Annotated in this window: 25 protein-coding genes and 1 riboswitch; of the genes, 15 read left to right on the top strand and 10 right to left on the bottom strand. The window is 64.4% G+C overall.

From position 1 onward, the window contains the following. Positions 1 to 39 precede the first annotated feature (39 nt). Both WCE05_RS02120 and WCE05_RS02115 read left to right on the top strand, forming a co-directional pair. Positions 40 to 510 carry a hypothetical protein gene (locus WCE05_RS02120; RefSeq protein ID WP_225788522.1) on the top strand — a complete coding sequence of 157 codons (471 nt, stop codon included), beginning with the start codon at positions 40 to 42 and terminating at the stop codon, positions 508 to 510. 70 nt (positions 511 to 580) lie between these two features. Beyond that, the gene (locus tag WCE05_RS02115) at positions 581 to 871 is read left to right on the top strand and encodes a PA4642 family protein (RefSeq protein ID WP_225788523.1); all 291 of its coding nucleotides are present in this window, start codon (positions 581 to 583) and stop codon (positions 869 to 871) included. A 106-nt stretch (positions 872 to 977) separates the two neighbouring features. Here WCE05_RS02115 and mqo read toward each other — a convergent pair whose 3' ends face one another. Both mqo and WCE05_RS02105 read right to left on the bottom strand, forming a co-directional pair. Further along, positions 978 to 2,483 (bottom strand): malate dehydrogenase (quinone), encoded by a 1,506-nt coding sequence (mqo, locus tag WCE05_RS02110; protein ID WP_225788524.1) that lies wholly within the window; start codon positions 2,481 to 2,483, stop codon positions 978 to 980. Between the two features lie 605 nt (positions 2,484 to 3,088). Further along, entirely contained in the window at positions 3,089 to 3,322 is a 234-nt protein-coding gene (locus tag WCE05_RS02105) for a hypothetical protein (RefSeq protein WP_225788525.1), read from the bottom strand. A gap of 173 nt (positions 3,323 to 3,495) precedes the next feature. Between WCE05_RS02105 and WCE05_RS02100 the strand changes: the two genes are divergently transcribed. Next, on the top strand, positions 3,496 to 4,080 hold the full coding sequence (locus WCE05_RS02100; RefSeq protein WP_225788526.1) for a YajG family lipoprotein: 585 nt from the start codon (positions 3,496 to 3,498) through the stop codon (positions 4,078 to 4,080). A 73-nt stretch (positions 4,081 to 4,153) separates the two neighbouring features. On the opposite strand, the gene WCE05_RS02095 is transcribed toward WCE05_RS02100, so the two are convergent. Beyond that, on the bottom strand, positions 4,154 to 4,360 hold the full coding sequence (locus WCE05_RS02095; protein ID WP_225788527.1) for a hypothetical protein: 207 nt from the start codon (positions 4,358 to 4,360) through the stop codon (positions 4,154 to 4,156). A gap of 159 nt (positions 4,361 to 4,519) precedes the next feature. Here WCE05_RS02095 and WCE05_RS02090 point away from each other — a divergent pair, with 159 nt between their 5' ends. Further along, entirely contained in the window at positions 4,520 to 4,780 is a 261-nt protein-coding gene (locus WCE05_RS02090; protein ID WP_225788528.1) for a hypothetical protein, read from the top strand. A gap of 194 nt (positions 4,781 to 4,974) precedes the next feature. Here the strand turns inward: WCE05_RS02090 and WCE05_RS02085 are convergent, their stop codons facing one another. Further along, positions 4,975 to 6,144, bottom strand: coding sequence for a 1-acyl-sn-glycerol-3-phosphate acyltransferase (locus WCE05_RS02085; protein ID WP_225788529.1), 1,170 nt, complete (start codon positions 6,142 to 6,144; stop codon positions 4,975 to 4,977). A gap of 122 nt (positions 6,145 to 6,266) precedes the next feature. Between WCE05_RS02085 and WCE05_RS02080 the strand changes: the two genes are divergently transcribed. The 4 genes from WCE05_RS02080 to WCE05_RS02065 all read left to right on the top strand — a co-directional run bounded on the left by WCE05_RS02080 (position 6,267) and on the right by WCE05_RS02065 (position 8,267). Further along, a complete protein-coding gene (locus WCE05_RS02080) occupies positions 6,267 to 6,452 on the top strand; it encodes a CPXCG motif-containing cysteine-rich protein (protein WP_225788530.1) in 186 nt (61 codons plus the stop codon). Next, positions 6,452 to 6,712, top strand: coding sequence for a DUF2007 domain-containing protein (locus WCE05_RS02075; RefSeq protein ID WP_225788531.1), 261 nt, complete (start codon positions 6,452 to 6,454; stop codon positions 6,710 to 6,712). Before WCE05_RS02080 ends, WCE05_RS02075 begins: the two co-directional genes overlap by 1 nt. Positions 6,713 to 6,724: 12 nt before the next feature. After that, entirely contained in the window at positions 6,725 to 7,345 is a 621-nt protein-coding gene (locus tag WCE05_RS02070; protein ID WP_225788532.1) for an SOS response-associated peptidase, read from the top strand. A gap of 106 nt (positions 7,346 to 7,451) precedes the next feature. Next, entirely contained in the window at positions 7,452 to 8,267 is an 816-nt protein-coding gene (locus WCE05_RS02065; RefSeq protein WP_225788533.1) for a M48 family metallopeptidase, read from the top strand. A gap of 11 nt (positions 8,268 to 8,278) precedes the next feature. Here the strand turns inward: WCE05_RS02065 and WCE05_RS02060 are convergent, their stop codons facing one another. From WCE05_RS02060 to WCE05_RS02050, 3 genes are all read right to left on the bottom strand, one after another. Continuing rightward, positions 8,279 to 8,863 (bottom strand): TMEM165/GDT1 family protein, encoded by a 585-nt coding sequence (locus WCE05_RS02060; RefSeq protein ID WP_225788661.1) that lies wholly within the window; start codon positions 8,861 to 8,863, stop codon positions 8,279 to 8,281. A gap of 24 nt (positions 8,864 to 8,887) precedes the next feature. Beyond that, positions 8,888 to 9,074: riboswitch (yybP-ykoY riboswitch) on the bottom strand. 39 nt (positions 9,075 to 9,113) lie between these two features. Further along, complete coding sequence (locus WCE05_RS02055; protein WP_368815368.1) at positions 9,114 to 10,112, bottom strand: methyltransferase; 999 nt, start codon at positions 10,110 to 10,112, stop codon at positions 9,114 to 9,116. 50 nt (positions 10,113 to 10,162) lie between these two features. After that, on the bottom strand, positions 10,163 to 11,128 hold the full coding sequence (locus WCE05_RS02050) for a 2-hydroxyacid dehydrogenase (RefSeq protein ID WP_368815367.1): 966 nt from the start codon (positions 11,126 to 11,128) through the stop codon (positions 10,163 to 10,165). A 192-nt stretch (positions 11,129 to 11,320) separates the two neighbouring features. On the opposite strand from WCE05_RS02050, the gene WCE05_RS02045 reads away from it, so the two are divergent. The 6 genes from WCE05_RS02045 to WCE05_RS02020 all read left to right on the top strand — a co-directional run bounded on the left by WCE05_RS02045 (position 11,321) and on the right by WCE05_RS02020 (position 22,234). Continuing rightward, the gene (locus tag WCE05_RS02045; protein ID WP_253081208.1) at positions 11,321 to 13,003 is read left to right on the top strand and encodes a fatty acid--CoA ligase; all 1,683 of its coding nucleotides are present in this window, start codon (positions 11,321 to 11,323) and stop codon (positions 13,001 to 13,003) included. 325 nt (positions 13,004 to 13,328) lie between these two features. Then, positions 13,329 to 15,248 carry a DUF1302 domain-containing protein gene (locus WCE05_RS02040; RefSeq protein ID WP_225788537.1) on the top strand — a complete coding sequence of 640 codons (1,920 nt, stop codon included), beginning with the start codon at positions 13,329 to 13,331 and terminating at the stop codon, positions 15,246 to 15,248. A 25-nt stretch (positions 15,249 to 15,273) separates the two neighbouring features. Beyond that, the gene (locus tag WCE05_RS02035; protein ID WP_225788538.1) at positions 15,274 to 16,638 is read left to right on the top strand and encodes a DUF1329 domain-containing protein; all 1,365 of its coding nucleotides are present in this window, start codon (positions 15,274 to 15,276) and stop codon (positions 16,636 to 16,638) included. Positions 16,639 to 17,068: 430 nt separating this feature from the next. After that, entirely contained in the window at positions 17,069 to 19,780 is a 2,712-nt protein-coding gene (locus WCE05_RS02030) for a LuxR C-terminal-related transcriptional regulator (RefSeq protein WP_368815366.1), read from the top strand. 157 nt (positions 19,781 to 19,937) lie between these two features. Next, the gene (locus WCE05_RS02025) at positions 19,938 to 21,545 is read left to right on the top strand and encodes a tetratricopeptide repeat-containing response regulator (RefSeq protein WP_225788540.1); all 1,608 of its coding nucleotides are present in this window, start codon (positions 19,938 to 19,940) and stop codon (positions 21,543 to 21,545) included. Next, the gene (locus WCE05_RS02020; protein WP_225788541.1) at positions 21,542 to 22,234 is read left to right on the top strand and encodes a sensor histidine kinase KdpD; all 693 of its coding nucleotides are present in this window, start codon (positions 21,542 to 21,544) and stop codon (positions 22,232 to 22,234) included. The genes WCE05_RS02025 and WCE05_RS02020 overlap by 4 nt, the downstream gene beginning before the upstream one ends. A gap of 19 nt (positions 22,235 to 22,253) precedes the next feature. Here WCE05_RS02020 and dctM read toward each other — a convergent pair whose 3' ends face one another. The 3 genes from dctM to dctP form a co-directional block, all read right to left on the bottom strand. Further along, positions 22,254 to 23,537, bottom strand: coding sequence for a C4-dicarboxylate TRAP transporter large permease protein DctM (dctM, locus tag WCE05_RS02015; RefSeq protein WP_225788542.1), 1,284 nt, complete (start codon positions 23,535 to 23,537; stop codon positions 22,254 to 22,256). Then, positions 23,534 to 24,166: a TRAP transporter small permease gene (locus WCE05_RS02010; protein ID WP_225788543.1), complete on the bottom strand. Its 633-nt coding sequence runs from the start codon at positions 24,164 to 24,166 to the stop codon at positions 23,534 to 23,536. Before WCE05_RS02010 ends, dctM begins: the two co-directional genes overlap by 4 nt. A 63-nt stretch (positions 24,167 to 24,229) precedes the next feature. Further along, positions 24,230 to 25,225 (bottom strand): C4-dicarboxylate TRAP substrate-binding protein DctP, encoded by a 996-nt coding sequence (dctP, locus tag WCE05_RS02005; RefSeq protein WP_225788544.1) that lies wholly within the window; start codon positions 25,223 to 25,225, stop codon positions 24,230 to 24,232. A 176-nt stretch (positions 25,226 to 25,401) separates the two neighbouring features. Here dctP and WCE05_RS02000 point away from each other — a divergent pair, with 176 nt between their 5' ends. After that, complete coding sequence (locus WCE05_RS02000) at positions 25,402 to 26,046, top strand: MBL fold metallo-hydrolase (RefSeq protein ID WP_253101328.1); 645 nt, start codon at positions 25,402 to 25,404, stop codon at positions 26,044 to 26,046. Positions 26,047 to 26,140: the final 94 nt, after the last annotated feature.

The raw sequence follows: 26,140 nt of genomic DNA, 5'->3' as shown, positions 1-26,140 counted from the left end.
GGGCATGCTAGAGTGCCTCCTCATGCCAAGGAGCCTCACATGCGTGCGATTTTCCCCCTCTTGCTGGCGGTGAGCCTGCCGCTGTCCGCTGCACCGTTGCACAGCCAGTTCCTCCCGCCTGACGACCTGTCCCTGCGCCAGGAAGCGCCGACAGCCCAGCAGCTGCTGCAGGTCACCGACTATTCGGTGGTGGCCGGCATCCAGCGCCAGTCCGACCAGCAACCGATTCCGATCACCTCCTCGTTGCTGCTACGCCTCAAAGGCAAGCCGCTGAGCAAGGGCGCGACCATCGCCCAGGTGCTGGTCAACTTCGACGGCGAAGGCGGCAAGAGCCTGAAGAAGCCGGTCTACGATCCGAAGAAGCGGACCCTGACCCTGAACTACCCCCTTGCCGATTACCGGGTGATCATGGACCTTTTGCGCAACGAGACGTTGTACGTGCAGTTCCTCAGCTACCCCAATGGCCATGTCTGGGCCGACCTGCATACCGGTACCGTACGTACGCGTTGAGGCACGTGGGCCGTGGGGGGTACACTGCCGGCCTTCGAAATGTCCGTGATGGTCCAGTTGGGAGTCGGCGATGCGTAAAGACAAGAAACAGGTGATTGGTGACGAGATCAGCGACGAGTACGTCAAGACGTTCCTGCGGTTCGAGCCGGCCGACGGGGTGACCTCGCCGTCGCTGCACAAGCTGGTCAAGGCCTACCGTGGCCTGCGTGTCGATGACTTCGAGCGGTTCGTGGGTTTCTTCGTCGAGGCCGGCCTGGACCTGGACGGCAAGGACGAGCACGGCAAGACCTTCGTCGAGCTGATCGCCGACCAGCGTAACGCTGCCGAGTACATCGCGATCATCGACAACGCCCGCGGTTGATGTAGCCAGCATTCAGCAGGGCGGCTTTGCAGCCCCGGATGTGACTGAACACCGGACCGCCAGGCATGAAAAAACGCCCCGAGGGGCGTTTTTTCATGGGCCGGTATCAGGCGTAGTGCTGGGCCGGGCTGCTCTCGACCAGTTCCAGTACTTCGTCGTTGTAGGCGCTGATCTTGCGGTACAGGGCTGCGTCGGTGGCGAGCACCTTCTCGCGGGCCGGGAAGATTTCCTTGAGCTTGGCGGCCCAGGCGCCCTTGGCCTGCTCGGGGAAGCAGCGCTCGATCAGCTCGAGCATGATCGATACGGTCACCGAGGCGCCCGGCGAGGCACCGAGCAGGGCGGCCAGGCTGCCGTCCTGGGCCGAGACCAGCTCGGTGCCGAACTGCAGGATGCCGCCTTTCTTCGGATCCTTCTTGATGATCTGCACGCGCTGGCCGGCCACTTCCAAGCGCCAGTCCTCGGCCTTGGCCTCGGGGTAGAAGCGGCGCAGGGCTTCCAGGCGCTGCTCCATCGACTGCATCACTTCGCTGACCAGGTACTTGGTCAGGTCCATGTTGTCGCGGGCCACGGCCAGCATCGGGCCGATGTTGCCCATGCGCACCGACAGCGGCAGGTCGAGCAGCGAGCCGTGCTTGAGGAACTTGGTGGTGAAGCCGGCATACGGGCCGAACAGCAGCGACTTCTTGCCGTCCACCACGCGGGTGTCCAGGTGTGGTACCGACATGGGGGGCGCACCGACCGCAGCCTGGCTGTAGACCTTGGCCTGGTGCAGCTTGACGATCTCGGGGTTGTCGCAGCGCAGCCACTGGCCGCTGACCGGGAAGCCGCCAAAGCCCTTGCTCTCCGGGATGCCGGACATCTGCAGCAGCGGCAGGGCCGCGCCACCGGCGCCGAGGAACACGAAGCGGGCGTCGACCTCACGGCTGCCGCCGCTGTTGACGTCCTTGATGCTGACGGTCCAGCCGCTGCCGTTACGGCGCAGGCCGACGACCTTCTTGCTGTACTTGACCTGGGTCTCGGGGCTGTCGCCCAGCAGTTTGAGCAGCTTGTTGGTCAGGGCGCCGAAGTTGACGTCGGTGCCCTTGAGCACGCGGGTGGCGGCGATGTGCTGGTCGGCCGGGCGGCCCGGCATCATCAGCGGCATCCACTCGTTCATCACGGCCTTGTCTTCGGTGTATTCCATCTCGGCGAAGGCGTGGTGCTGCTTGAGCAGTTCGAAGCGCTTCTTGAGGAAGGCGACACCTTTGTCACCCTCGACATAGCTCAGGTGCGGCACCGGGTTGATGAAGCCGCGCGGCGAGCCGAAGCTGCCTTTCTTGCTCAGGTAGGCCCAGAACTGGCGGGACACCTCGAACTGGGTATTGATGTGCACGGCCTTCTTGATGTCGATGCTGCCATCGGCGGCCTGGGGCGTATAGTTCAGCTCGCACAGGCCGGCGTGGCCGGTCCCGGCGTTGTTCCAGGGGTTGGAACTTTCCGCGGCACCGGAGTCCATCGCCTCGACGACCTCCAGCTTGAGCGTCGGGTCGAGTTCCTTGAGCAGTACGGCCAGGGTGGCACTCATGATGCCCGCGCCTACCAGTACCACATCAACCGATTCGTTCTGCGCCATTAACGCGTCTCCACAATCTACAGCACCTAATTGACAGCATAGGATTCCTGGGGTCGCCAGGATCGCCATGTCCGACTCTTCGCAGTTCTTGCAACTTCCGCGGACACCGCCAACCGGTCTTGGGGTTCGCCTATTGAACGCCCGGAACTGCCGGTGCGGCAATTCGACTTATGGTCAAGGTATCCGTCGTGCGTGATGGACCGGTTTCAGATACCCATCCAGGATGAGCACTGTTGCCGTCTGTTCGGAGCTGTTCGGGACGTATCTTGCGCTTTTGCACATGCCAGACTGTTCATTTGCTCGCCACACTCTTGTGAAGTTGTGAAAAACCCGTTTTTTCACGCTCTTTTGGAGACGTGAACCTCAAAAGGGACTGCGCGATGGCAACCCACAGGTTCATGCAAAGCGGAAGGCCGGGAAACAGCAGGCACGACAGCCGATGCAAGACCTGAGTGGAAGGCTCTCTGTGGGCGAAGCGGTAAAGGTGCCGGGGTCAAGCGGCGGGTGCGGGGCCCGATCAGGAGACGTCCTTATAATCGGGGGGAGATTATAACGAGGTCGCGGGCAGAAAGGTCGTTCTTCGTGGCTTTTTATTGCGGCATTTGTCAGGCCGGCAGGGTGCGTCGCTGCCAGCGATGGCTTGCGCGGGCGCAAACCCGGGCGTTGGCCGGCAGCGACTGGCCCAGCCAGACCAGCCGGGCTTCGCTGACCTGCACCCAGCCGCTGCCGAGCGGTGGCTGGCTGCACTGCTTGAAGGCCAGGCACTTGCCCTCGGCGTCGAGGCGCGCATAGGTGTTGTGGCGTGGGCGATGGAAAAGCAGGGTCCAGAGCGAGGCCATGGCGGGCGTCCTGTCAGGTCGGGTCTGGGGCAAGGATAGGGCTGGGGTATGAAACCCTTGTGACAGCGGCGGGGTGCGCCTTTTGGCGTGCCTGCTTTTTCTTGCCGCTTATCGCTTGCCGCCCGCCGCTGGGTATACTGTGGGCCTTTGCCGCATTTTCTGGAGAAACGCGCATGTTGCAACGTCTGTTGTTCGGTTTGATCGCGGTGGCCAGCCTCAGCCTGGTCGGTTGTGCCCACAGCCCGCAACAACTCAGCCCGCAACCCAAGCTCACCGCCCAGCTCAACCCGGTCGGCCATGGCCAGCCGGTGGTGGTCAAGGTGGTCGACGGGCGTGCCTCCCAGGCCCTGGGGACCCGCGGTGGCATGTATCCGGAGACCAGCACCATCAGCGTCAATGGCAACGACATCGTACCCAAGCTGCAGGCCCAGGCCGAGGCGGCGGTGCGCCTGCTCGGCTTCACCCCGACGCCGAACGCCTACAACGCCCCGCAGTTGACCGTGACCCTGGCCGAGCTGAAGTACCAGTCGCCCAAGGACAACCTGTACGTGACCGAGGCCACCATCGGCGCCACCTTCCGCGCCGATGTGTCCAACGCCAACCGTCGCTACAGCGGCCGCTACGGCGCGACCCTGGACCAGCGCTTCGGCATGGCGCCGAACCAGGAGACCAACACCAAGCTGGTGAGCGACGTGCTCAGCGATGCCCTGACTCGCCTGTTCAAGGACCCGACCATCGGCCAGGTGCTCGGCGAATAAACCTTTCGTCCCTCGTTATGAAAAAGCCCGCTGTCCGGATGGCTGGACAGCGGGCTTTTTCATGTAGGGTGCGTCAGGCGGCTTCGGTGTAGAAATCCAGCAGGCTGATGCCGGTCTGCACGTCGATTTCCGGGAGGTCCTGGTGGGCGTGGCCGCCGAGGGCGCAGTAGACCAGCCACTGGCGATCCTGGACATTGATGGCGAAGCCGTCGATCAGTGCCTGCTGTTCTTCGCTCTGGGCAACGAGGTAGAGGCGGTCCTGGTTTTCGGCGTGCAGCATGACAAGCTCCGGTGAGGGGAAAAGGCCGACAGGGTGGCTTGCCTGGATGACGAGCGTGTTACAGACAAAATTTAGTGACAGTTGGTCGCAAAAAACGGGCGCGCTAGTCGGGCTTGGGTAGAATGCCGGCTTTCGCTGTCGTTATTCCGAGGTTGCGTGATGTCCTTGCAAATGCTCTGGGGGTTCCTGGCCGCCCATCCGACCAAGCTGATCAACCTGCTGGCGCTGTTGATGACCTGCCCTGGCGGATTGCTGCTGCACAGTGCCCGTCGCCGCGAGATCGTGAGCCGTGAGAGCCTGGCCGCCGACGAAGGCGTGGTCGATGCCTTCGACCAGCGCGTGCCACGCTACTACTACATCCTCGGCTTTTCCTGCCTGGCCATGGCGTTGCTGTTGTCCTGGTTCAGCACCTGGGTCTGAGGGCGCGAGTAGGCGCTCCCTGGGCAAACGTAACGCCTTTGATTTAGCGGGAAACCTGCGGGGGCGGGGGCCGGTTAAGAATCTCACCCGCCATTTGGGGCCGTTTCAAGCCCCATCGCCGGCAAGCCGGCTCCCACAGGGGCCCTGCAAGCCGCATCATGTGGGGTCCACTTGCATGCTGTGGGAGCACCGTGTCAAGCCACAGGGCTCTGCAACCTGACCTGGTACTGGTTGCGCACCGGCGTCGCATACTGCTGGATCAGGTAGGGCCGGTGCTCCACCGGGCAGGCATCCAGGCGGCGCTGCCATTCTTCCTTGGCCCGGGCCAGCTCCTCGGCGGGGAACAGCTTCTGCGCCGTCGGCACCTGCAGTGCAGGGTCCGCTGCATCCCACATCCCATAGGCCAGGTAGTGCACCGGGAACAACCGGTAGCCGCCGAGGATCTGCCGGTCGATTTCCTGGGCCAGTTGCTTGGTGTCCTCGTAATACTCGGTCACCGGCGGCGCGAAGTTGATGTGCACCCGCCCCTTGTAGCCGGTGATGCCCAGGGCGATGCTGTTGTCGTCCTCGCCAGGCGCCTTGGTGTAGCCGCCGGTGGTGGCGCGGATGTACAGCTCGCGGGCCTTGGCCAGGTCGCACGGGTCGTATTCGTAGCTGATCGACACCGGGATCAGGTTCAGGCCCTGGATCACCGCGCCGAACGGCTCGTCCTTGCGGCTCATGTGGAACATCTTGAGGATCGCCGAATCGGTACGGTCGTCGCCGTCCTTGGCCCGGCCTTCGGCCTGGGCGATCCAGATCGACACGCAGTCGTTGCGGATCGAGTGATTGATGTAGGCCGACAGCAATTGGTAGGCCGCCAGCTTTTCCCGGCGACCGCTCAGCGAGCGGTGGACGATGAAGCTCTTGTTCAGCCGCATCATGTCGCTGACGAAGGGCTTTTGCAGCAGGTTGTCGCCGATGGCGATGCGTGGCGTCGGCAGGCCGGCGTGATACACCGCGTAGTTGACGAAGGCCGGGTCCATCACGATGTCGCGATGGTTGGCCAGGAACAGGTAGGCCTCGCCCGACTTGAGCTGCTCGACGCCCGAGTAGGTGACGCCGTCGGTGGCGCGTTCGATGGTCTGGTCGACGTAGTACTCGACTTTGTCCTGCAGGGTCGAAACGCATTCGACGCCCGCGAATTCCTTGCGCAGGCGGCGGGCGATCAGCGGTTTGAGCAGCCAGCCGAAGGCGCCCGCCATGCGCGGGAAGCGGAAGTGGGTGAGGATATCGAGGAATGCCGGGTCGCTGAGCAGGCGTGCCAGAACGGCAGGGACCTCAGCGTCGTCGTACGGTCGGATGGCATCGAATTCGCCCATCATGCTCTCTTGTTGGAAACGGCTAGGGTAGTAAGGTAGGGACGGGTCCGAAAAAACGGCTCGGACACACACAGGCCCTGTAAACAGACCGGCAATTATACGCACAAGTCACCGCGGAGGCCGCGATGCTGGAAACCGACTTCTATCGTTGCCCGTATTGCGGCGAATCGGTGGAGACCACCGTCGACCTTTCCGGCGGGGACCAGGTCTATACCGAGGACTGCCAGGTCTGTTGCCAGCCCATCGTGTTCATTCTGCAGGTGCATGGTGACGAATGGATGCTCGAGGTCAGACGCGAGGACGATGCCTGATGCGACGGATCTACGAACCGGAAAGCCTGATGGAGGCCGAACTGCTGCTGGGCATGCTCGTCAGCGAGGGGGTCGATGCGCACCTGGTGGGCCGCGACCTGGTCGGTGCTGCCGGCGAGTTGCCGATGCACGGGTTGCTGGGCCTGGCGGTGGCGGACGAGCAGGCCGGCTACGCACGGCAGCTGATCGATGCGTACAATGCCGCCCAGCCACTTGCCGGCGACGAACCGGAGAGTTTCCCCGGAATCCTGATTTGCTAGGTTTTTATCGCCATGTGTGGACGCTACGCCTTGTTTCGCTGGTCTGCGGCCTTTGCCGCCTTGCCGGGGTATCCCACCGACCAGCGGGCGCAATGGAACATCGCCCCGGGCGGCTCGGTGCTGATCCAGCGCCTGGTCGACGGCCAGTTGCAACTGGCGCGGGCGCGCTGGGGGCTGACCCCGGCCTGGCTCACCGACCTTTCCCGCACGCCTGCCCAGGCCCGCGCCGAGACCCTCGTCGAGCAGCCGATGTTCCGTGAGGCGTTTCGCCGGCGCCGCTGCCTGATGCCGGCCAATGGTTTCTACGAATGGCGTGGCAACGTGCGCAAACGGCCGTACTGGTTGACGCCGGGGGAGGGTTCGTCACTGTTCTTCGCTGCGCTGTGGGAGGCCTACCCGGTGCAGGAGCAGGTGTGGCTGAGCTGCGCGGTGGTGACCCAGGCGGCGATGAACCAGCGTCGGCCGTTGATCCTGGATGAAGCGGGGCAGGCGGCCTGGCTCGACCCCGACACGCCATTGCCGCGCCTGCACGAGCTGCTGGCCAGCCCGCCGGCCGCCCTGCGCGAGCGGGCGCTGGCGCCTTTCGTCAATGATCCGAAGCTCGATGCGCCGGAGTGCCTGACCCCGGCCTGATGCCGTCGTGAGAACGCATGGGGCTGGCGAGAAATCTTCCCTGCGGCTCTGGCGGGGGCTGGCGTCTCGGCCTAGGATACGCCGCATGTACAGAGGGAGTGTTTCCATGCGTAGATCGTTTGTTGTCAGCATGCTGGGCGCCAGCATCCTGCTGGCGGGCTGCCAGGCGGTGAACACCACCAGCGGTGGTGCGGTGGGTGTCGAGCGCAAGCAGTACATGTTCAGCATGCTCTCGACCGATGAGGTCAACCAGATGTATGCCCAGTCGTACCAGCAGACCCTCAGCGAGGCGTCGAGCAAGGGCGTGCTGGACAAGACCAGTGCCAAGGCCAAGCGCGTCCAGGCCATCGCCGACCGCCTGATCGCCCAGGCACCGAAATTCCGCCCGGATGCCGCGCAGTGGAAGTGGGAGGTCAACCTGATCCAGAGCGACGAGCTCAATGCCAACTGTGGCCCCGGTGGCAAAATCATCTTCTATACCGGCCTGATCGATAAGCTCCAGCTCACCGATGCCGAGATCGCTGCGGTCATGGGCCACGAGATCGCCCACGCCCTGCGCGAGCATGGCCGTGAGGCGATGTCCAAGGCCTATGGCGTGGAAATGGCCCGCCAGGGTGCCGGTGCATTGTTCGGCCTGGGCCAGGACAGCATGGCCCTGGCCGACACCGTGGTGAACTACGCCATGACCTTGCCCAACAGCCGCGCGAACGAGAACGAAGCCGACCTGATCGGCCTGGAGCTGGCGGCCCGCGCCGGCTATGACCCGAATGCCGCGATCACCCTGTGGGACAAGATGAGCAAGGCTTCGGAGGGCGCGCCGCCCGAGTTCATGAGCACCCACCCGGCGTCCAGCAGCCGCATTGCCGCACTGCAGGCGGCCATTCCCAAGGTGATGCCGCTGTACCAGGCCGCCCGGAAATAAGCTGCAAGCGGTCAGCCAATCCAGCCACTGGCCCGCATCGCCGAATATACCGCCACTGCGGCGAGGACGAAGAACGCTGTGGCGGCCAGGCGGCGGATCAGGGTCAGTGGCAGTTTCTCGGCGGCGAAGTTGCCCGCCAGCACCACCGGCACGTTGGCGATCAGCATGCCCACGGTGGTGCCGATGATGACCATGATCAGATGAGGGTACTGGGCCGCCAGCATGACCGTGGCGACCTGGGTCTTGTCGCCGATCTCGGCCAGGAAGAAGGCGATCAGCGTGGTGACGAACGGCCCGAAGCGACGCGCGGCGCTATTCTCGTCATCGTCCATCTTGTCTGGAACCAGGGTCCACAGCGCGGTGGCGGCAAAACTGGCGGCGAGTATCCAGTGCAGCACGGTCTCGCTGAAGAAGCCGCTGACCCAGGCGCCCACGGCACCTGCGGCGGCATGGTTGGCCAGGGTGGCGGCGACGATGCCGGCAATGATCGGCCAAGGCTTGCGAAAGCGGGCGGCGAGAATGAGCGCGAGCAACTGCGTCTTGTCACCGATCTCGGCGAGGGCGACGATCGCGGTGGGGACGAGCAGGGATTCCAACATCAGGGTTCCTACGGGGGCGGGCCGACACGGCTATGACACGTACAGCCTCCCCGCCCCGGGTAAGGTGTGCGTGTCATAGGTCTTGTCAAACCCCTTGAGCCGTCTGTGCGGCGATCGGGTCGCACGCGCCATGGCCTGTGGGCCAAGTGTGTTGACGCGTGCCGGGCGAGCGGGGGCTCGCGGGAGACTACTCCCCTAGGACGGTGCGGATTCTGCCTAGGAGAATCCTTTTCGGCAAGCCTTGTTTTTATCCACGTGTTGCCTGGTAGATGCGAAAACCGTCTGCCTCGGCGCGTACCCGGCAATTGCCCAGGGCCCCTTCGATGAGCGGCTGGTAGCGCAGGAAGCTGTTGGCTACCAGGCGCATTTCGCCGCCTTTTTCCAGGTGTTCGCTGGATTTTCTCAGGAGATCTTCCGATGCCTGGTAATCGGTATGGACACCGGTATGGAAGGGCGGATTGCTCAGGATCAGGGCCAGCCCCTTGGGCGCGGCATCGATGCCGTCACCACTGATCACTTCGCCCTCCAGACCGTTGGCCGCCAAGGTCAGGCGGCTGCTGGCCACGGCGAAGGCATCCACGTCGAGCAGGGTCACGTGGCTCTGCGGGTAGCGGCGTTTGACCGTGGCGCCCAGCACGCCGGCGCCGCAGCCGAAGTCCAGCACATGGCCGACCGGCAGCGCGTCCAGGTGCTGGAGCAGCAGGGCAGTGCCACGATCCAGCCGGCCATGGCTGAACACGCCGGGCAGGCTGACCACCTGCAACGGGCCGTCCTCCAGGGCCAGTTCGAAACGTTCGGCCAGGCTCTCCAGCGGCAGGGCCTGTGGCGCCTCTTCCACGGTCACCTGCCAGAGCTGGCAGTGCCGGGCGCTGTCGAGCTTGCGGGGCTTGCCGAAGGCTCGCAATTGCTTGGCCGCGCCTTCGATGCCGCCGCGTTTCTCGCCGACCAGGTACAGCTCGCGCCCCGCCAGGCGAGCCGCCAGGGCGTTGAGCAGGTAGGCCGTCAGTTCGCGGGACTTGGGCAGGAACAGCACGGCGGCCTCGAAGGGCACGTCCGGCACCGTCACCCCATAATGGCTGCGGCCGGCGAAACGGCCATCGAGCAAGGCCTGGTCTCCGGCATGCCAGGCCCAGCCGTTGGCCTGCGGCAACTGGCCGAGCAGGTCGTCGGCGGGCAGCCCGGCGAGCAGCAGCGGGCCCTGGAACAGTTCGGCCTGGCGAAGCAACACTTCACTGCGCGGGTCCATGGACGACGTCTCCTGAAAAAATGGCGCAGTGTACCAGAGCCTCCTGGGCGTCAGCCGACCACTCGCCGTGGTTGGCCGGCGAAGAAGGCCTGGGCGTTCTCGCTCAGCTGGCCGACGATGCGCTGGCGTGACTCCACCGCGCCCCAGGCGCTGTGCGGGGTCACGATCAGGCGTGGTACGTCCGGTTCGAGCAACGGGTTGCCATTGGTTGGCGGCTCGACGCTCAGCACATCGGTGGCAGCGCCGCCCAGGTGACCGCTGCGCAGGGCATCGGCCAGCGCCTGCTCGTCGATCAGGCCGCCACGGGCGGTGTTGACCACCAGGGCGCCGGGCTTGAGCAGGGCCAGTTCGCGGACGCCGATCATATGCCGGGTGTGTTCGTTGAGTGGACAGTGCAGGGTCAGGGCGTCGACCTGGGGAAGCAGCTCGTCCAGGGGCAGGCGCTCTGCACGGGCCGGGCGCCCGGGGATCTGCCCGCTGAGCACGCGCATGCCGAAGGCCTCGGCCAGCCGCGCCACGGCACCGCCCAGTTCGCCGTGCCCGAGCAGGCCAAGGGTCTTGCCTTGCAGCTCGACGATGGGGAAGTCCAGCAGGCAGAACTGGCTGGCCGTCGCCCAGCGTCCCTCGGCCACGGCCTGGTTGTAGTCGCACAGGCGGGTCGCCAGGGCCAGCAGCAGGGCCAGGGTGTGCTGTGCCACCGATGGCGTGCCGTAGCCCTGGCAGTTGCACACCGTGATGCCTTGGGCGCGTGCGGCCTGCAGGTCGACATTGTTGGTGCCGGTGGCCGCGATCAGGATCAGTTTCAGCTGCGGGTTGGCCGCCAGGGCAGCGGCGTCGAGCATCACCTTGTTGCTGATCACCGCCGTGGCGCCTTGCAGGCGTTCGGCGACCTGCTCCGATGTGGTCGCGGCGTGCAATTGCAGGCTGTCGAACTGTTGTGCCAGGGGCGAGAGGTCGAGGTCGCCGAGGTCCAGGGATTGATGGTCGAGAAAGACGGCGTGGCGCGGGCTGGGCATCCGGGGGCTCCGAGGGCTGGGGTCATGGGGCGATGCTGATGCCCCAACCTGAAGCCGGGCTCTCGAAGTGTCAAGTCGGCCACTCATACCTTGGGCGGCGCAAATCATTCCTTCGGCTGATTTGACCGGCGCGTCACCGATCTAGAGTAACCCCCTGACTTGTCCGGCCCGCATTGCAGAAAAGGGATCCCCATGTTGCAGACGCGTATCATCGAGCCCGCCGAGGGCGCCTACACCTTCCCGTTGCTGATCAAGCGCCTGCTGATGTCTGGCAGCCGCTACGAGAAGACTCGCGAGATCGTCTACCGCGACCAGTTGCGCCTGACCTACCCACAACTGGTCGAGCGGGTCGCCCGCCTGGCCAACGTGCTGACCGAGGCCGGGGTCAAGGCCGGTGACACGGTGGCTGTGATGGACTGGGACAGCCACCGCTACCTGGAGTGCATGTTCGCCATCCCGATGATCGGTGCGGTGGTGCACACCATCAATGTGCGCCTGTCGCCGGAGCAGATCCTCTACACCATGAACCACGCTGAAGACCGTCTCGTGCTGGTCAACAGCGATTTCGTCGGCCTCTACCAGGCCATCGCCGGGCAGTTGACCACGGTGGAAAAGACCCTGCTGCTGACCGATGGCCAGGACAAGACCGCCGACCTGCCCGACCTGGTCGGCGAATACGAGCAACTGCTCGCCGCCGCCAGCCCACACCATGACTTCCCCGACTTCGACGAGAACTCGGTGGCCACCACCTTCTACACCACGGGCACCACCGGCAACCCCAAGGGCGTGTTCTTCACCCATCGCCAACTGGTGCTGCACACCCTGGCCGAGGCCTCGGTGACCGGCAGCATCGACAGCGTGCGCCTGCTTGGCAGCAACGATGTGTACATGCCCATCACGCCGATGTTCCATGTGCATGCCTGGGGCATTCCCTATGCTGCGACCATGCTCGGCATGAAGCAGGTCTACCCGGGGCGCTACGAGCCGGACATGCTGGTCAAGCTGTGGCGCGAGGAGAAGGTGACCTTCTCCCACTGCGTGCCGACCATCCTGCAGATGCTGCTCAACTGCCCATCGGCCCAGGGCCAGGACTTCGCCGGCTGGAAGATCATCATCGGCGGCAGTGCGCTCAACCGTGCGTTGTACGAAGCGGCCCTGGCCCGTGGCATCCAACTGACTGCGGCGTACGGCATGTCCGAGACCTGCCCGCTGATTTCCTGCGCGCACCTGAACGACGAACTGCAGGCCGGTAGCGAGGACGAGCGCATCTCCTACCGGATCAAGGCCGGTGTGCCGGTGCCGCTGGTGGAAGCGGCGATCGTCGACGAACAGGGCAACTTCCTCCCCGCCGATGGCGAGACCCAGGGCGAACTGGTACTGCGTGCGCCCTGGCTGTCGATGGGCTACTTCAAGGAGCCGCAGAAAAGCGAGGAGCTGTGGCAGGGTGGCTGGCTGCATACCGGTGACGTCGCCACCCTCGACGGCATGGGCTACATCGATATCCGCGATCGCATCAAGGATGTGATCAAGACCGGTGGCGAGTGGATCTCGTCCCTCGACCTGGAAGACCTGATCAGCCGTCATCCGGCCGTGCGTGAAGTGGCGGTGGTCGGGGTCGCCGACCCGCAATGGGGCGAGCGGCCATTCGCCTTGCTGGTGGTGCGCGAGGGGCAGAGCATCGACGCGCGCAGCCTCAAGGATCACCTCAAGCCTTTCGTCGAGCAAGGTCACATCAACAAGTGGGCGATTCCCAGCCAGATCGCCGTTGTTACTGAAATTCCCAAGACCAGTGTCGGCAAGCTCGACAAGAAGCGTATCCGCGTGGATATCAGCCAGTGGCAGGCCAGTAACAGCGCCTTCCTGTCGACCCTGTAACACCTGCGCGGGGCGCGACCGTCCAGGCGCGTCCCGCATTCCAGAGCGGCTGCGGCCTTGTCAAACGGCAAATATGCGCCATGCTTCTTTCCTGTCGGCAGGCAGGCGCCTGCGGGGTGGGCGCTGGCAGGGTGCGCAAATCACACTTTAGAGGGATCAAGCGCCTGTGCCTGCTGGCTATAGTCGGGGTCAGGGGATTTTCAGGAATGGGGAGGGCGAGGCGCACAAGCCGCTTCGCCGCGGGCGCAAGCCTGCTGCACCGGTCTCGGGGCCGTTTCTGAAAAGGACTCACTGCCATAACAAAAAAGTACATGGAGTAGCGTCGATGACATCTGCAAACCAGTTCTGGCGCCGGGCGAAGCTGCCCTTGGCCGTCAGCCTCGCTTCCACGCTCGCAAGTCCCGCATTCGGTGTCAGCTTCAACATCGGGGAAATCGAAGGCCAGTTCGATTCGTCGCTCTCCGTCGGGGCCAGTTGGTCGACAGCCAAGCCGAACAAGAACCTCATCGGGGTCAACAACGGTGGCCGGGGCCTTTCGCAGACTTCCGACGACGGCCACCTGAACTTCAAGCGCGGTGAAACCTTCTCGAAGATCTTCAAGGGTATCCACGACCTCGAACTCAAGTACGGCGACACCGGGGTGTTCGTCCGCGGCAAGTACTGGTACGACTTCGAGCTCAAGGACGAAAATCGCCCGTTCAAGGACATCAGCGACTCCAACCGCAAGGAAGGCGCCAAGTCTTCCGGTGCCGAGCTGCTCGATGCCTTCATCTACCACAACTACAGCCTCGGCGACCTGCCGGGCACGGTGCGCCTGGGCAAGCAGGTGGTCAGCTGGGGGGAGAGTACCTTCATCGGCAGCGGCATCAACGCCGTCAACCCGATCGACGTCTCGGCGTTCCGCCGGCCCGGTGCCGAGATCAAGGAAGGCCTGATCCCGGTCAACATGTTCTACCTGTCCCAGAGCGTCTCCGACAACCTGTCGTTCGAGGGCTTCTACCAACTGGAATGGGACCAGACCGTCGTCGATAACTGCGGCACCTTCTTCTCCCAGCCGGATGTGATCGCCGATGGTTGCGACAACAACCTGGCGGTACTGGCCACCCAGTCCACGCTGGCCGGCAGGCTCGGCCCGCTGGCCGCTCCGGTGGGGGCCACGCTGGCGGGGCAGGGCGTGAACTGGGGCTCGCCCGACGAAGGGGTGATCGTGCGTCGTGGGCCCGACCGCGATGCACGGGACAGCGGTCAGTTCGGCGTGGCCCTGCGCTACATGTACGAGCCGTTGAACACCGAGTTCGGCGGTTACTTCATGAACTACCACAGCCGTGCGCCGATCTTCAGTGGCCGCGGCGCCGATGCCCAGTACTACGACCCGAACAGGCTGGGCGCCGCCTTGATCGGTGCGGGCGTGCCTGCTGGTGCGCTGGGTGCGCTACTGCCTTCGTTGATGCCGCTGGTGGTCGCGGGCAATTCCAGCTACTACGTGGAATACCCGGAAGATATCCGCCTCTACGGTCTGAGCTTCTCCACCACGCTGCCCAGCGGCACGGCGTGGAGCGGTGAAATCAGCTATCGCCCGAACGCACCGGTGCAGTTGAACACGACCGATATCCTCTATTCGGGCCTGACGCCGCTCGACCCTGACGCTTCGGTGTTGCAGGGTAGGCCGGGCACGGACCAGCCGGGCTATCGCCGTAAGGAAATCACCCAGCTGCAAACCACCTTCACGCACTTCTTCGACCAGGTGATGGGCGCCGAGCGCCTGACCATGGTGGGTGAAATCGGCTGGACCCACGTCGGTGGCCTGGAAAGCACGTCCAAGGCTCGCTACGGGCGTGATCCGGTCTACGGCCCGGGGCCGCTGCCCAATGGCCGTTGCCAGTCGTTGAACGCCAGCACCGTGGGCACCGGGCCGCAGAACAACGTGTCGCGCTACTGCGAGAACGACGGCTACACCACCAGCGATTCCTGGGGTTACCGCGTTCGGGCCATCTGGGACTACAACAACGTCTTCGCCGGCGTGAACCTGCGCCCGAGCGTGGCCTGGTCCCATGACGTCGATGGCTACTCGCCGGGCCCGGGCGGCAACTTCGAGGAAGGGCGCAAGGCGATCAGCCTGGGCCTGGATGCCGAGTACCAGCAGACCTACACGGCCAGCCTGTCATACACCAACTTCTTCGATGGCAAGTACACCACCGTGGATGATCGCGATTTCATCGCCCTCAGCTTCGGCGTGAACTTCTAAGAACACTGATCCAGGACGACACAGAATGAACAAGACCAGAAGTCTGCTGCAAGCCGGTGTGCTGGGCCTGTCCCTGCTGGCGACCAGCGTCATGGCTGCGGTTTCCGCCGACGAGGCGGCCAAGTTGGGCACCACCCTGACCCCGATGGGGGCGGAGAAGGCGGGCAATGCCGATGGTTCCATCGGCCCGTGGGAGCCGTTGTCCAAGACCGCGGGCAGCGCCGATGCCAAGGGGTTCCTGTCTGACCCATACGCCAGCGACAAGCCGCTGTTCACCATCACCGCGCAGAACGTCGACCAGTACAAGGACAAGCTGTCCCCAGGCCAGGTGGCGATGTTCAAGCGCTATCCGCAGACCTACAAGATCCCAGTGTACAAGACCCATCGCGGCTCGACGGTGCCCGATGAAGTCTTCGCCGCCATCAAGGAGAACGCCACCAAGACCACCCTGGTCGAGGGCGGCAACGGCCTGAACAACTTCCGTACCGCCATCCCGTTCCCGATTCCCAAGAGCGGCATCGAGGTGATCTGGAACCACATCACCCGCTACCGGGGCGGCAGCGTGACCCGCCTGGTGACCCAGGCCACGCCGCAGCAGAATGGCTCCTACAGCCTGGTGTACTTCCAGGACCAGTTCGTCTTCCGTGACCGGATGAAGGACTACGACCCGAACAACCCAGGCAACGTGCTGTTCTACTTCAAGCAGAAGGTGACGGCGCCGGCGCGCCTGGCCGGGACCGTGCTGCTCGTCCACGAGACCCTGGACCAGGTCAAGGAGCCTCGCAAGGCGTGGATCTACAACGCCGGCCAGCGCCGCGTGCGCCAGGCGCCGCAGGTGTCCTACGACGGGCCAGGTACTGCCGCCGACGGCCTGCGGACGTCCGACAACCTGGACATGTACAACGGCGCACCGGACCGCTACGACTGGAAGCTGGAAGGCAAGAAGGAGATGTACATCGCCTCCAACAGCTACAAGCTCGACGATCCGAAGCTCAAGTATGCCGACATCCTCAAACCGGGCCACATCAACCAGGACCTGTCTCGCTACGAGCTGCGCCGTGTGTGGCATGTGGTCGCCACCCTCAAGCCGGGGCAGCGGCACATCTATGCCAAGCGTGACTTCTACATCGACGAGGACACCTGGCAGGCCGCGGTGATCGACCAGTACGACGGGCGCGGGCAGCTGTGGCGCGTGTCCGAGGCCCATGCGCAGGACTACTACAACGTGCAGGTGCCGTGGTACACCCTGGAAGCCATCTACGACCTGCAATCGGGGCGCTACCTGGCGCTGGGCATGAAGAACGAAGAGAAGCGTGCCTACGACTTCGGCTTCAGTGCCAGCAAGAGCGACTTCCAGCCAGCTGCGCTGCGCCAGGAGGGGGTGCGTTGAGGCGGGTGTGATGAACCTTGTGTGATCTCCCGAAAACGCCCCGGCTTGCCGGTAATGCTGTTCACTTAAGCCATTGGGGCCGCCTTGCGGCCCTTCGCGGGCAAGCCCGCTCCCACAAGTACGCTGCAAACCTCAAGGAATGCACGCTCCTGTGGGAGCGGGCTCGCCCGCGAAGGGCTGCAAGGCAGCCCCTATCGATGTCACATCAGACTTAAGTGAACAGCATTACGGCTTGCCGGGGCGTTTTCGTCATGTGCCTTGGTCGGCTATGGGAAGCAGCTCCTATCCTAAAGAACTGTAAGCACTGTTTCTTTTTGTCGTAGTCTTTTTCAGCGCAAACCCACCCCATCATCTTCAAATGCGCTGCGTTACCCGCTAGTCTCGCAACCATCCATACCGCCGAAATTCTTCCAATCAGAACGAGCCGGCCATGACAGATCTGTCCCGTACGCATGGATTCGCCAGTCAGGCCATGGGCCTGCTGGACGGGCGTTTCTTCCGGCCGCCCCTGCCTGATGGCCATGTGCCCAGGGCGCGGTTGTGCCAACGCCTCCAGTCCGGCCTGAGTGGCCGTCTGCTGCTGGTCAACGCCCCGGCGGGTTTCGGTAAGAGTTCGCTGGCCATCGAGTTCTGCCAGGCGTTGCCTGGCCACTGGCGCAGCCTCTGGCTCGGCCTGAGCCAACGCGATGCCGACCCCGGCCGTTTCCTCGAGCGCCTGCTCGAAGGCCTGCAGCAGTTCTGTCCGGCCCTGGGTGGCCAGGCCATGGGCTTGCTGAAGATGCGCCAACGCCACCAGCCGTTCGCCTTCGAGGAGTGGCTCGATGGCCTGCTCGACGAGCTCGCCCTCTACCTGCAAGCCGATACCCCCCTCTTGCTGGTGCTGGATGACTATCACCTGGCCCAGGGGCCGGTCCTCGACCGCTGCCTGCAGTTCTTCCTCAATCACCTGCCAGGCGGGCTGGTCCTGCTGGTCACCAGCCGCCAGCGGCCGGACTGGCACCTGGCGCGGTTGCGCCTGTCGCGTCAACTGGTGGAGCTGAACGAACAGGACCTGCGCCTGACCCCCGAGGAGGCCCTGGCCGTGATCGGCCGCCAGCCCACCGGCCTGCGTGGGCAAGCGCTGGACAACCTGATCCAGCGCAGCGACGGCTGGGTCGCCGGGCTGCGTTTCTGGCAACTGGCGGCCAGCGAGTCCGGCGACGACAATGCCTTGCCCCAGGCCCTGCACGGCGGTGAAGGGCTGATCCGTGACTACCTGCTCGAGGAAGTCATCGAGATCCTGCCCACGGATGTGCAGGCCTTTCTCTACGACACGGCCTGCCAGGAGCGCTTCTGCGCCGAGCTGTGCGACGCCCTGCGCGAGCGCCAGGACAGCGCCAGCATCCTGCGTTACCTGCAGGCCCACCAAGTGTTCCTGGTGCCGCTGGACGAGCATGGCCACTGGTTCCGCTACCATCACCTGTTCTCCGACCTGCTGCGCAGCCGGCAGGCCAGCGAACCCCTGGCGGCCTTGCACCTACGCGCCTGCCGTTGGTTCCAGGCGCAGGGGCTGCTCGACGAGGCGGTGGAACAGGCATTGCGCGCCGGCCACCTGGATGTGGCTGCCGACTTGGTGCAGAGCCTGTCGGAGGAGCAACTGCTGGCCGAGCAGAATGTCGGCATGCTGCTGCGCTGGAAGATGGACCTGCCCGACAGCCTGCTGATCAGCACCCCTCGGTTGATCGTCCTGTACAGCTGGGCACTGGGGTTGGCCTGCCAACTGGACGCGGCCGAGGAGCTGGCGGCCTACCTCAGCCGCTTCCTGCCAGCCCCGTCGGCCACGGCACAGAAATCCATGCTCGCCCAGTGGCTGGCCCTGAGCGGGGTCATCGCCCGTGGCCGTGGCGATCGCCAGCGGACCCTGGCCTATTGCGGCGAGGCGCTGCAGAGCCTGCCATACAAGCGCTATGGCCAACGCCTGGTGTGCCTGTCGACGCTGTCCAACCTGGCGATCGCCGATGCCGACTTCTGGCGGGCGCGAGGCTGGAACCGCGAGGCCCTGGAGCTCGCCCAGCGGGTCGGCAACCCGCTGTTCGAAGCCCTGGCCCACTATGACCGGGCGCGGGTCCTGCATGCCCGGGGCGAGGTATTGCGTGCCCTGGACGAGGTGCGCCAAGGGCTGCAACGCCTGCAGGGGTTGTCGGCGCAGCGCCTGTATGCGGTACGCGCCAGGCTCACCTTGTACGAGGGCTACCTGCTGGTGGCGCGGCTGCAACCGGCCCAGGGCCGCACACGGCTCCGCGCCGGGCTCAGCGAGGCACGTGCCTGCCGCGACATCAGCGTGTTGATCGGCCATTGCGTGATCGCCTCGCTCGATGGGCGTGAAGGCTGTTTCGCCGAGGCCTTCGCCGAGCTGGCCGAGGCCGAGCGGTTGATGCATATCTGGGACGTGCCACCGATCTTCTACCTGGCCATGATCACCCTGGTGAAATGCGAGCTGTGGCTGGCCCAGGGGCGTACGGATCTTGCCGAGTCCTGGCTGTTGCGCCTGGGCCAGACCTACGGCGGCGAGCAGCCTGCGGCCGCACCGGAGTTCCACCCCCTGCTGCCGTTGCACATCGAGTTGCAGCAGGCCCTGCTGGAGCGTGTCCTGGGGCGTCCGGACGCGGCCGCCGAACGCCTGCAGGCGCTGGTCGAGCGTGGCCTGGCCAGTGGCGGGATGATGCTGGCGGTCAGTGCCTTGTGCCAGTGGACCGCCCTGTCGCTGGGCGAGGGGCGCGAGCAAGAAGCCGCCAGCGTGCTGCCCAGGGCACTGGAGGCGGCCCAGGGCGGCGCGTTGCAGCCGTTCCAGCGCTTGATCGAAGACCATCCCCACTGGTTGCGCGAACAACTGGTCGCGCGCCCGGCCTGCCTGGTCCAGGCTGAGCTGCTGGCGCGCCTGCCGCGGCCCCAGGCCAGCGACGCGGCCGAGGCCCTGAGCGGCCGGGAGCTGGCCGTGCTGGAACTGATTGCCCAAGGATGCTCGAACCAGCAGATCAGCGAGCGCCTGTTCATTTCCTTGCACACCGTCAAGACCCACGCCAGCCACATCAACAGCAAGCTCGGTGTAGAGCGGCGAACCCAAGCGGTGGCCAAGGCCAAGTCCCTGGGCCTGTTGGCCTAGCTCCCGGAGCGTGGGGGCGGTAAAATAGTGGCATTAAGCCATTGCTGCTGGCGCCGTCTATTCCGGGCTCATCTTTCCCGACCCGCTGCCGATACGCTGTTCGGCGGTACGCATCGCCACGCGCCATTTTCCACCCACTCCACTACAGGTCGTGTTGATGCTGCAGTACGGGCAAAAAAGCTTTCTGATCGTCGACGACTTCACCGACTTCCGTACGTCGACCCGTTCGATGCTCCGTGAGCTGGGCGTGCGTGATGTGGACACCGCCGACAGTGGAGAGCAGGCCCTGCGCATGTGTGCGCAGAAGCGCTACGACTTCATCCTCCAGGACTTTCACCTGGGCGATGGCAAGAAGAATGGCCAGCAGGTGCTCGAGGACCTGATCCTCGACAAGCTGGTCAGCCATGAGTGCGTGTTCATCATGGTCACTGCCGAGAGCAGCCAGTCCATCGTCCTCAGCGCCATCGAACATGAACCCGATGCCTACCTGACCAAGCCGTTCAACCGCGTCGGCCTGGCCCAGCGCCTGGAGAAGCTGGTGCAACGCAAGACCTTGCTCAAGCCCATCCTGCAGGCCCTGGACCGTGAGCGTCCGGCCGAGGTGCTGGCGGCCTGTGCCGAGCTGTGCCGGAAGGACCCGCGCTTCGCCCCGTTGTGCCTGCGCTACCGGGCTGACGCCTTGCGCAACCTCAATCGTTTCGACGAGCTGGAGAAGTTCCTCAAGGCCATTCTCGCCAGCCGGCCCCAGCCCTGGGCGTATTCGGCGCTGGGCAGCCTGCTGCACAAGCGTGGCCAGCATGCTCAGGCCCAGGGGGTGTACGAACAGGCGCTCAAGGCATTCCCGATCATGCCGGGGCTGTACGATGGCATGGCCGAAGTGCTGGTGGCCCAGGGCGAGACCCGGCGAGCCCAGCACATGCTCGAAGAGGCGGTACGCCTTTCGCCCCTGGCGGTGCGCCGCCAGGCGGCGCTGGGCAAGCTGGCGCTGGACAACCAGGACTTCGAGAGCGCCTCGAAGGCCTATCGCCACGCGGTGAACCAGGGCCAGAGCTCACGCTACAAGAACCCGGAAAGCAACCTGGGCCTGGTCCAGGCATTGATGAGCAAGAACATCGGCAATGGCCTGGATGCGCGAACCCGCGTCGAGATCAACACGGTGCTCAGCGAGGTGGCCAAGGAGCATGTCGAAGACCAGGGGTTGCAGGTCCGTGCGCGCTTGATGAAGGCCGCCAGCCTGCAGCAGGCTGGCGACCCGGAGACGGCCGCCAAGCTTACCGACCAGGCCATGCAGCGGCTGGAGAAGATGGACCAGTTCTTCTCCGTCGAGGCGGCGCTCACCGTGGCCAAGCAGTTGCAGGCGCTCGGCCAGCCGTCGGCGGGCACCACGATCCTCAAGGGCTGCGTGGAAACCTATGGCGACGATCCCAAGGTCATGCAGAGTGTCGCCAAGCTTACCAGCGACCCGGTGGTGCTCGGTGCCGTCACCGAGGCGGTCGACCTCAACCGCCAGGGCGTGCGCAGCTACCAGGCCGGTCAGCTCACCGAGGCCCTGGAGATGTTCCGCCGGGCATTGTCGTTGCAACCGAAGAACATCAGCATCGCTCTCAACACCACCCAGGCGCTGTTGCGCATTGCTGGCCAGAGCCCATCGCCTGCGATCATGCAGGAGTGCCGCGACTGCCTGCAGAGTGTCGCTGGGATTCCCGCTAGCGACAGCCGCTACGAGCGCTACCGCAAACTGCATATCCGGGTCTTCGGCGCATGAACCACAACGACCAGGGGCTGGATTTCTCCACGGTGATCGCCTCCACCGTGCACGACATGAAAAACTCGCTCTCGGCCCTGATCCAGGCCCACGACCAGTGGCTGGCGCGCTTGCCCGAGGCCCTGCGGGGGGGCAGCGAGCAGGGGGTGATGGAGCACGAGTTCCGCCATTTGAACGGCATGCTGGTGCAACTGCTGGGCCTGTACAAGCTGGGGATCAACCAGTTGCCGATCTGCCCTGACTACCACGAGTTGGACGACTTCATCGAAGCCCAGCTCGCTGTCCACCAGGAGGTGCTCGAGCACCGCGATATCCTTGCCACCTGGCGTGTCGACAGCGATAACCCGCTGGGCTTCTTCGACCGTGAGCTGGTCGCCTCGGCGGTGTCCAACGTACTCACCAATGCCATCCGCTACGCCAGCCATGCCCTGTTGATCAGCATCGAGGAAGAGGGGGAGCAACTGGTGATCAGCATCAACGATGACGGCGCAGGGTATCCCGCGCGCATGCTCGAGCCTGAGCAGGAGCATGCCCTGGGTATCGACTCGCGCACAGGCAGCACCGGCCTGGGGCTGTACTTCGCCGCACGCATCGCCGCGCTGCATGAGCGCGACGGCATGCGGGGGCGGATCGAGATCGCCAACGGCGGGCCGCTTGGCGGTGGGTTGTTCAGGCTGTACCTGCCATAGCGTCCCGACGCGATAGCCTTCAGCCCATGCCCAGCGCGTTGGGCAGCACCAGCGAGATCCACGGCACATAGGTGACCAGGATCAGGAACAGCAGGAGCAGGAGCAGCCAGGGCGCCGCTGCGCGTACCGTCGCCGTCAGGGGCATGCCCGTCACCGCTGAGGTGACGAACAGGTTCAGCCCAACCGGTGGGGTAACCAGGCCGATCTCCAGGTTGACCACCATGATGATGCCCAGGTGGATCGGGTCGATGCCCAGTTGCATGGCGATCGGGAACAGGATCGGCGCCAGGATCAGGATGATCGCCGAGGGTTCCATGAAGGCCCCCGCCACCAATAGCACCAGGTTCACCACCAGCAGGAAGGTCACCGGCGTCAGGCCTGCATCGAGAACCCAGGCGGTGATCTGCTGGGGGAGCTGCTCGGTGGTCAGGACATGGGCGAAGAGCATGGCGTTGGCGATGATGAACATCAGCATGATGCTCAGCTTGGCGGACTCGAGCAGCACCTTCGGGGCTTCTCGCACGCTCATGTCACGGTAGACGAACAGGGCGATGAACGCCGAGTAGACCGCGGCCACCGCTGCCGCCTCGGTAGGGGTGAACATGCCGGTATAGATGCCGCCGAGGATGATCACCATCAGCAGCAACCCCCAGATCGCCTTGCGCGCCGTACTCAGCCATTCCCGCAGGGTAGCGCGCGGCAGGGCGGGGAGGTTTTTCTTCACGGCGATGATGTAGATGGCGATCATCAGGATCAGGCCGAGCATCAGGCCAGGCACCACCCCTGCCATGAACAGCTTTCCGACCGACGTCTCCGTGGCGGCGGCGTACACCACCATCACGATCGAGGGCGGGATCAGGATGCCGAGCGTACCGGCGTTACAGATGATGCCTGCGCCGAAGGCTTGTGGATAACCGGAGCGGACCATACCCGCGATGGCGATCGAACCGACCGCCGCCACGGTGGCGGGGCTCGAGCCGGAGAGCGCGGCGAACAGCACGCAGGCCAGCACCGCGGCGATCGCCAGGCCGCCCCGTACATGGCCCACGCACGCGTTGGCGAAATCGATCAGGCGCCTGGCCACGCCACCGGTAGTCATGAAGGCACCCGCCAATAGGAAGAACGGGATTGCCAGCAGGGTATAGTGCTCCGAAGTCTCGAACAGCTTGATCGCCAGCGAGCGCACCGAGTCCTGGCTGTACAGCATGATGGTCAGCGAGCCCGCCAGGCCAAGCGAGATGGCGATGGGTACGCCAATGAACATGAGGGCGAACAGCGCGACGAACAGAAAGAGGATGGTCATGGCTTGTCGTCCTCGTGCTCGGTCAGCTTCACTGCCTCCGCTGCCTCGTCCGCCAGGCCCAGGCCGGTCTGGCGACCCTTGAAGATTCGCACCAGGATCTCAGCGAAACGGATGAACATCAGGGCGAACCCCACTGGCACGATCAGGCCGATGTGCCATTGCATGACACCGAAATGCCCCAGGTCCTCGGCGCCGATGCTGGCCTTGAGCAGGGTCTGGATCCACTCCAGGCTGGCGATGCTCAGCAAGGCGGCATAGGCCAGGCAGCACGTGCAGGCCAGCAGGCCGAGGTAGCGCTGGAGGGGTTTGCTGGCCAGCTTCACCAGTGCATCGACACCGATGTGGCCGGCGGTGCGCACGCCATAGGACAGCCCGAAGAAGATCAGCCAGGCGAACAGTGCCTTGGTCAGCGCATTGCTCCATGTCATGGCCTGGGCGGCATCCATGACATGGTCGCCTGCGGCATTGAACAGGTCGGCGCCGGCGCTCCAGTGCTCGGCAAGGCTGTAGAACACGGTGTAGAGGTTGTTGAGGATGACATAGACGAATGTCACCAAGGTCATGGCGGCCAGGAGAAAGACAATGAAGCCTTCCTCGAAATGCTCCCAGATACGTCTCAAGGCATTCATGGGGGGACTCTCCGGTGCGTGACGATGGCTGGCGGCCGGGTTCGGCACTGCCAGCCAACGGGTTCATTGCGCCTGATTGGCCGCTTGGGCCGCTTCGATCAGGTCGGCACCGATATCACCTTCGAATTTCTTCCAGACCGGCCTCATCGCCTGGCGCCACTCCTCGCGTTGCTCCGGCGTCAGGGTGATGATCTCGGTCGTCTTGGCGTCCAGGATGCGCTGCTTGTCGCCCTGGTTGAGCGCTTCGGCCTCTTTGTTCACCTGCGCGGTGACTTCGCTGATGATCTTCTCGAGCTCTGGTTTCACATCCGGCGGTAATCCATTCCAGAACTGCGTATTGGTGATCAGCATGTAGTCCAGTACGCCGTGGTTGGACTCGGTGATGTACTTCTGCACTTCGTGCATTTTCTGGCTGTAGATATTCGAGTACGGATTCTCCGCGCCATTGACCACGCCTGTCTGCAAGCCTTGGTAGACCTCGGCGAAGCTCATCTTGCGCGGGTTGGCGCGCACGGCCTTGAACTGTTCCTCGAGCACTGCGGAAGCCTGGACGCGGAATTTCAGGCCACGGGCATCCTTGGGTTCGTGCAGCGGCTTGTTGGCCGACAGTTGCTTCATGCCGTTATGCCAGTAGGCCAGGCCGGTGATGCCCTTCGACTCCATCGACTTGAGCAGGCCCTGGCCGGCAGGGCTCATCTGGAAGCGGTCGACGGCATTGATGTCGTCGAACAGGAAGGGCAGGTCGAAGAGCTGGACCTGCTTGGTGTACTGCTCGAACTTGGCCAGGGAGGGCGCGATGATCTGCACGTCGCCCAGCAGCAGTGCCTCCATTTCCTTGCCGTCGCCAAACAGCGAGGAGTTCGGGTAGACGTCGACCTTGACCTTGCCTGGCAGGCGTTCTTCTACCAACTTCTTGAACGCCAAGGCGCCTTGGCCCTTGGGGGTGGACTCGGCGACGACATGGGAAAACTTGATGGTGATCGGGTCGGCTGCCTGCGCCAGCGTGGCGCAGCAGAGCGTCAGGGCGCAGCACACAGCCTTGAGTGTGGGAGTGAACATCCAGGTACGTCCTCTTATTGTTGTAGTGGCGAGTTGACCATAAGAGTCTAGGCGTCATTTCCAGGGGTGTTTTGCCTGCGATCAACGATAGCGCCATTGCAGGCTGGCCAACCGAGGCGATCAAGGGTATTAACAGGGGTTGGTTCAACCCCACTGCGTGACTGACGAAGCTGACCATGCCTGACAATGACACCCCACTGATCCGCGAAACCTTCCCCGTCGGTCCCCTGCAATGCAATTGCACCCTGATCGGCGACCCGCTCAGCAAGAAAGCCATCGTCGTCGACCCGGGCGGTGACCCGGAACAGATCCTCGCGCGCCTGCAGGCCCATGGCCTGACCCTGGTGAGCATCATCCACACCCATGCCCACTTCGATCACTTCCTCGCCTCGGGCAGGCTCAAGGAGCTGACCGGCGCGACCTTGCACCTGCACAAGGACGACCAGCCGCTGTGGGACAACCTGCAGATGCAGTGCCAGATGTTCGGCGTGCCCTATACCCCGGTGCCGCCGCCGGACCGCTGGCTGGACGATGACGAGGAGTTGGCCTGCGGCTGCGGCGTGGCCCTGCATACGCCTGGGCACACGCCGGGTTCGATGAGTTTCTGGTTCGCCGACGCCAAGTTGCTGATCGCCGGCGACACCCTGTTCCGCCGGGGCGTTGGCCGTACCGATTTGTGGGGTGGCGACCAGCGGGCTATCGTTCGCTCCATCAAGGAGCGGCTGTACCGCCTGGATGAAGAGGCGATCGTGGTGACCGGCCATGGCCCGGATACCCGCCTCGGCGAGGAAATGCGCGAAAATCCATTCGTACGGGCCTGAGGATCAGGGAATTTTTCCGTTAGACCATGATCCAAGGCTGGCACAGGTCCGCCCGCGATCCGCTGCACTTTCGAATTTCTGTAGGAGCTTGTCC

This window comes from Pseudomonas sp. I2 (genome assembly GCF_040984075.1).
In the GTDB taxonomy this organism is placed as follows: domain Bacteria; phylum Pseudomonadota; class Gammaproteobacteria; order Pseudomonadales; family Pseudomonadaceae; genus Aquipseudomonas; species Aquipseudomonas guariconensis_B.
This window is presented reverse-complemented; position numbering and strand designations above follow the sequence as displayed.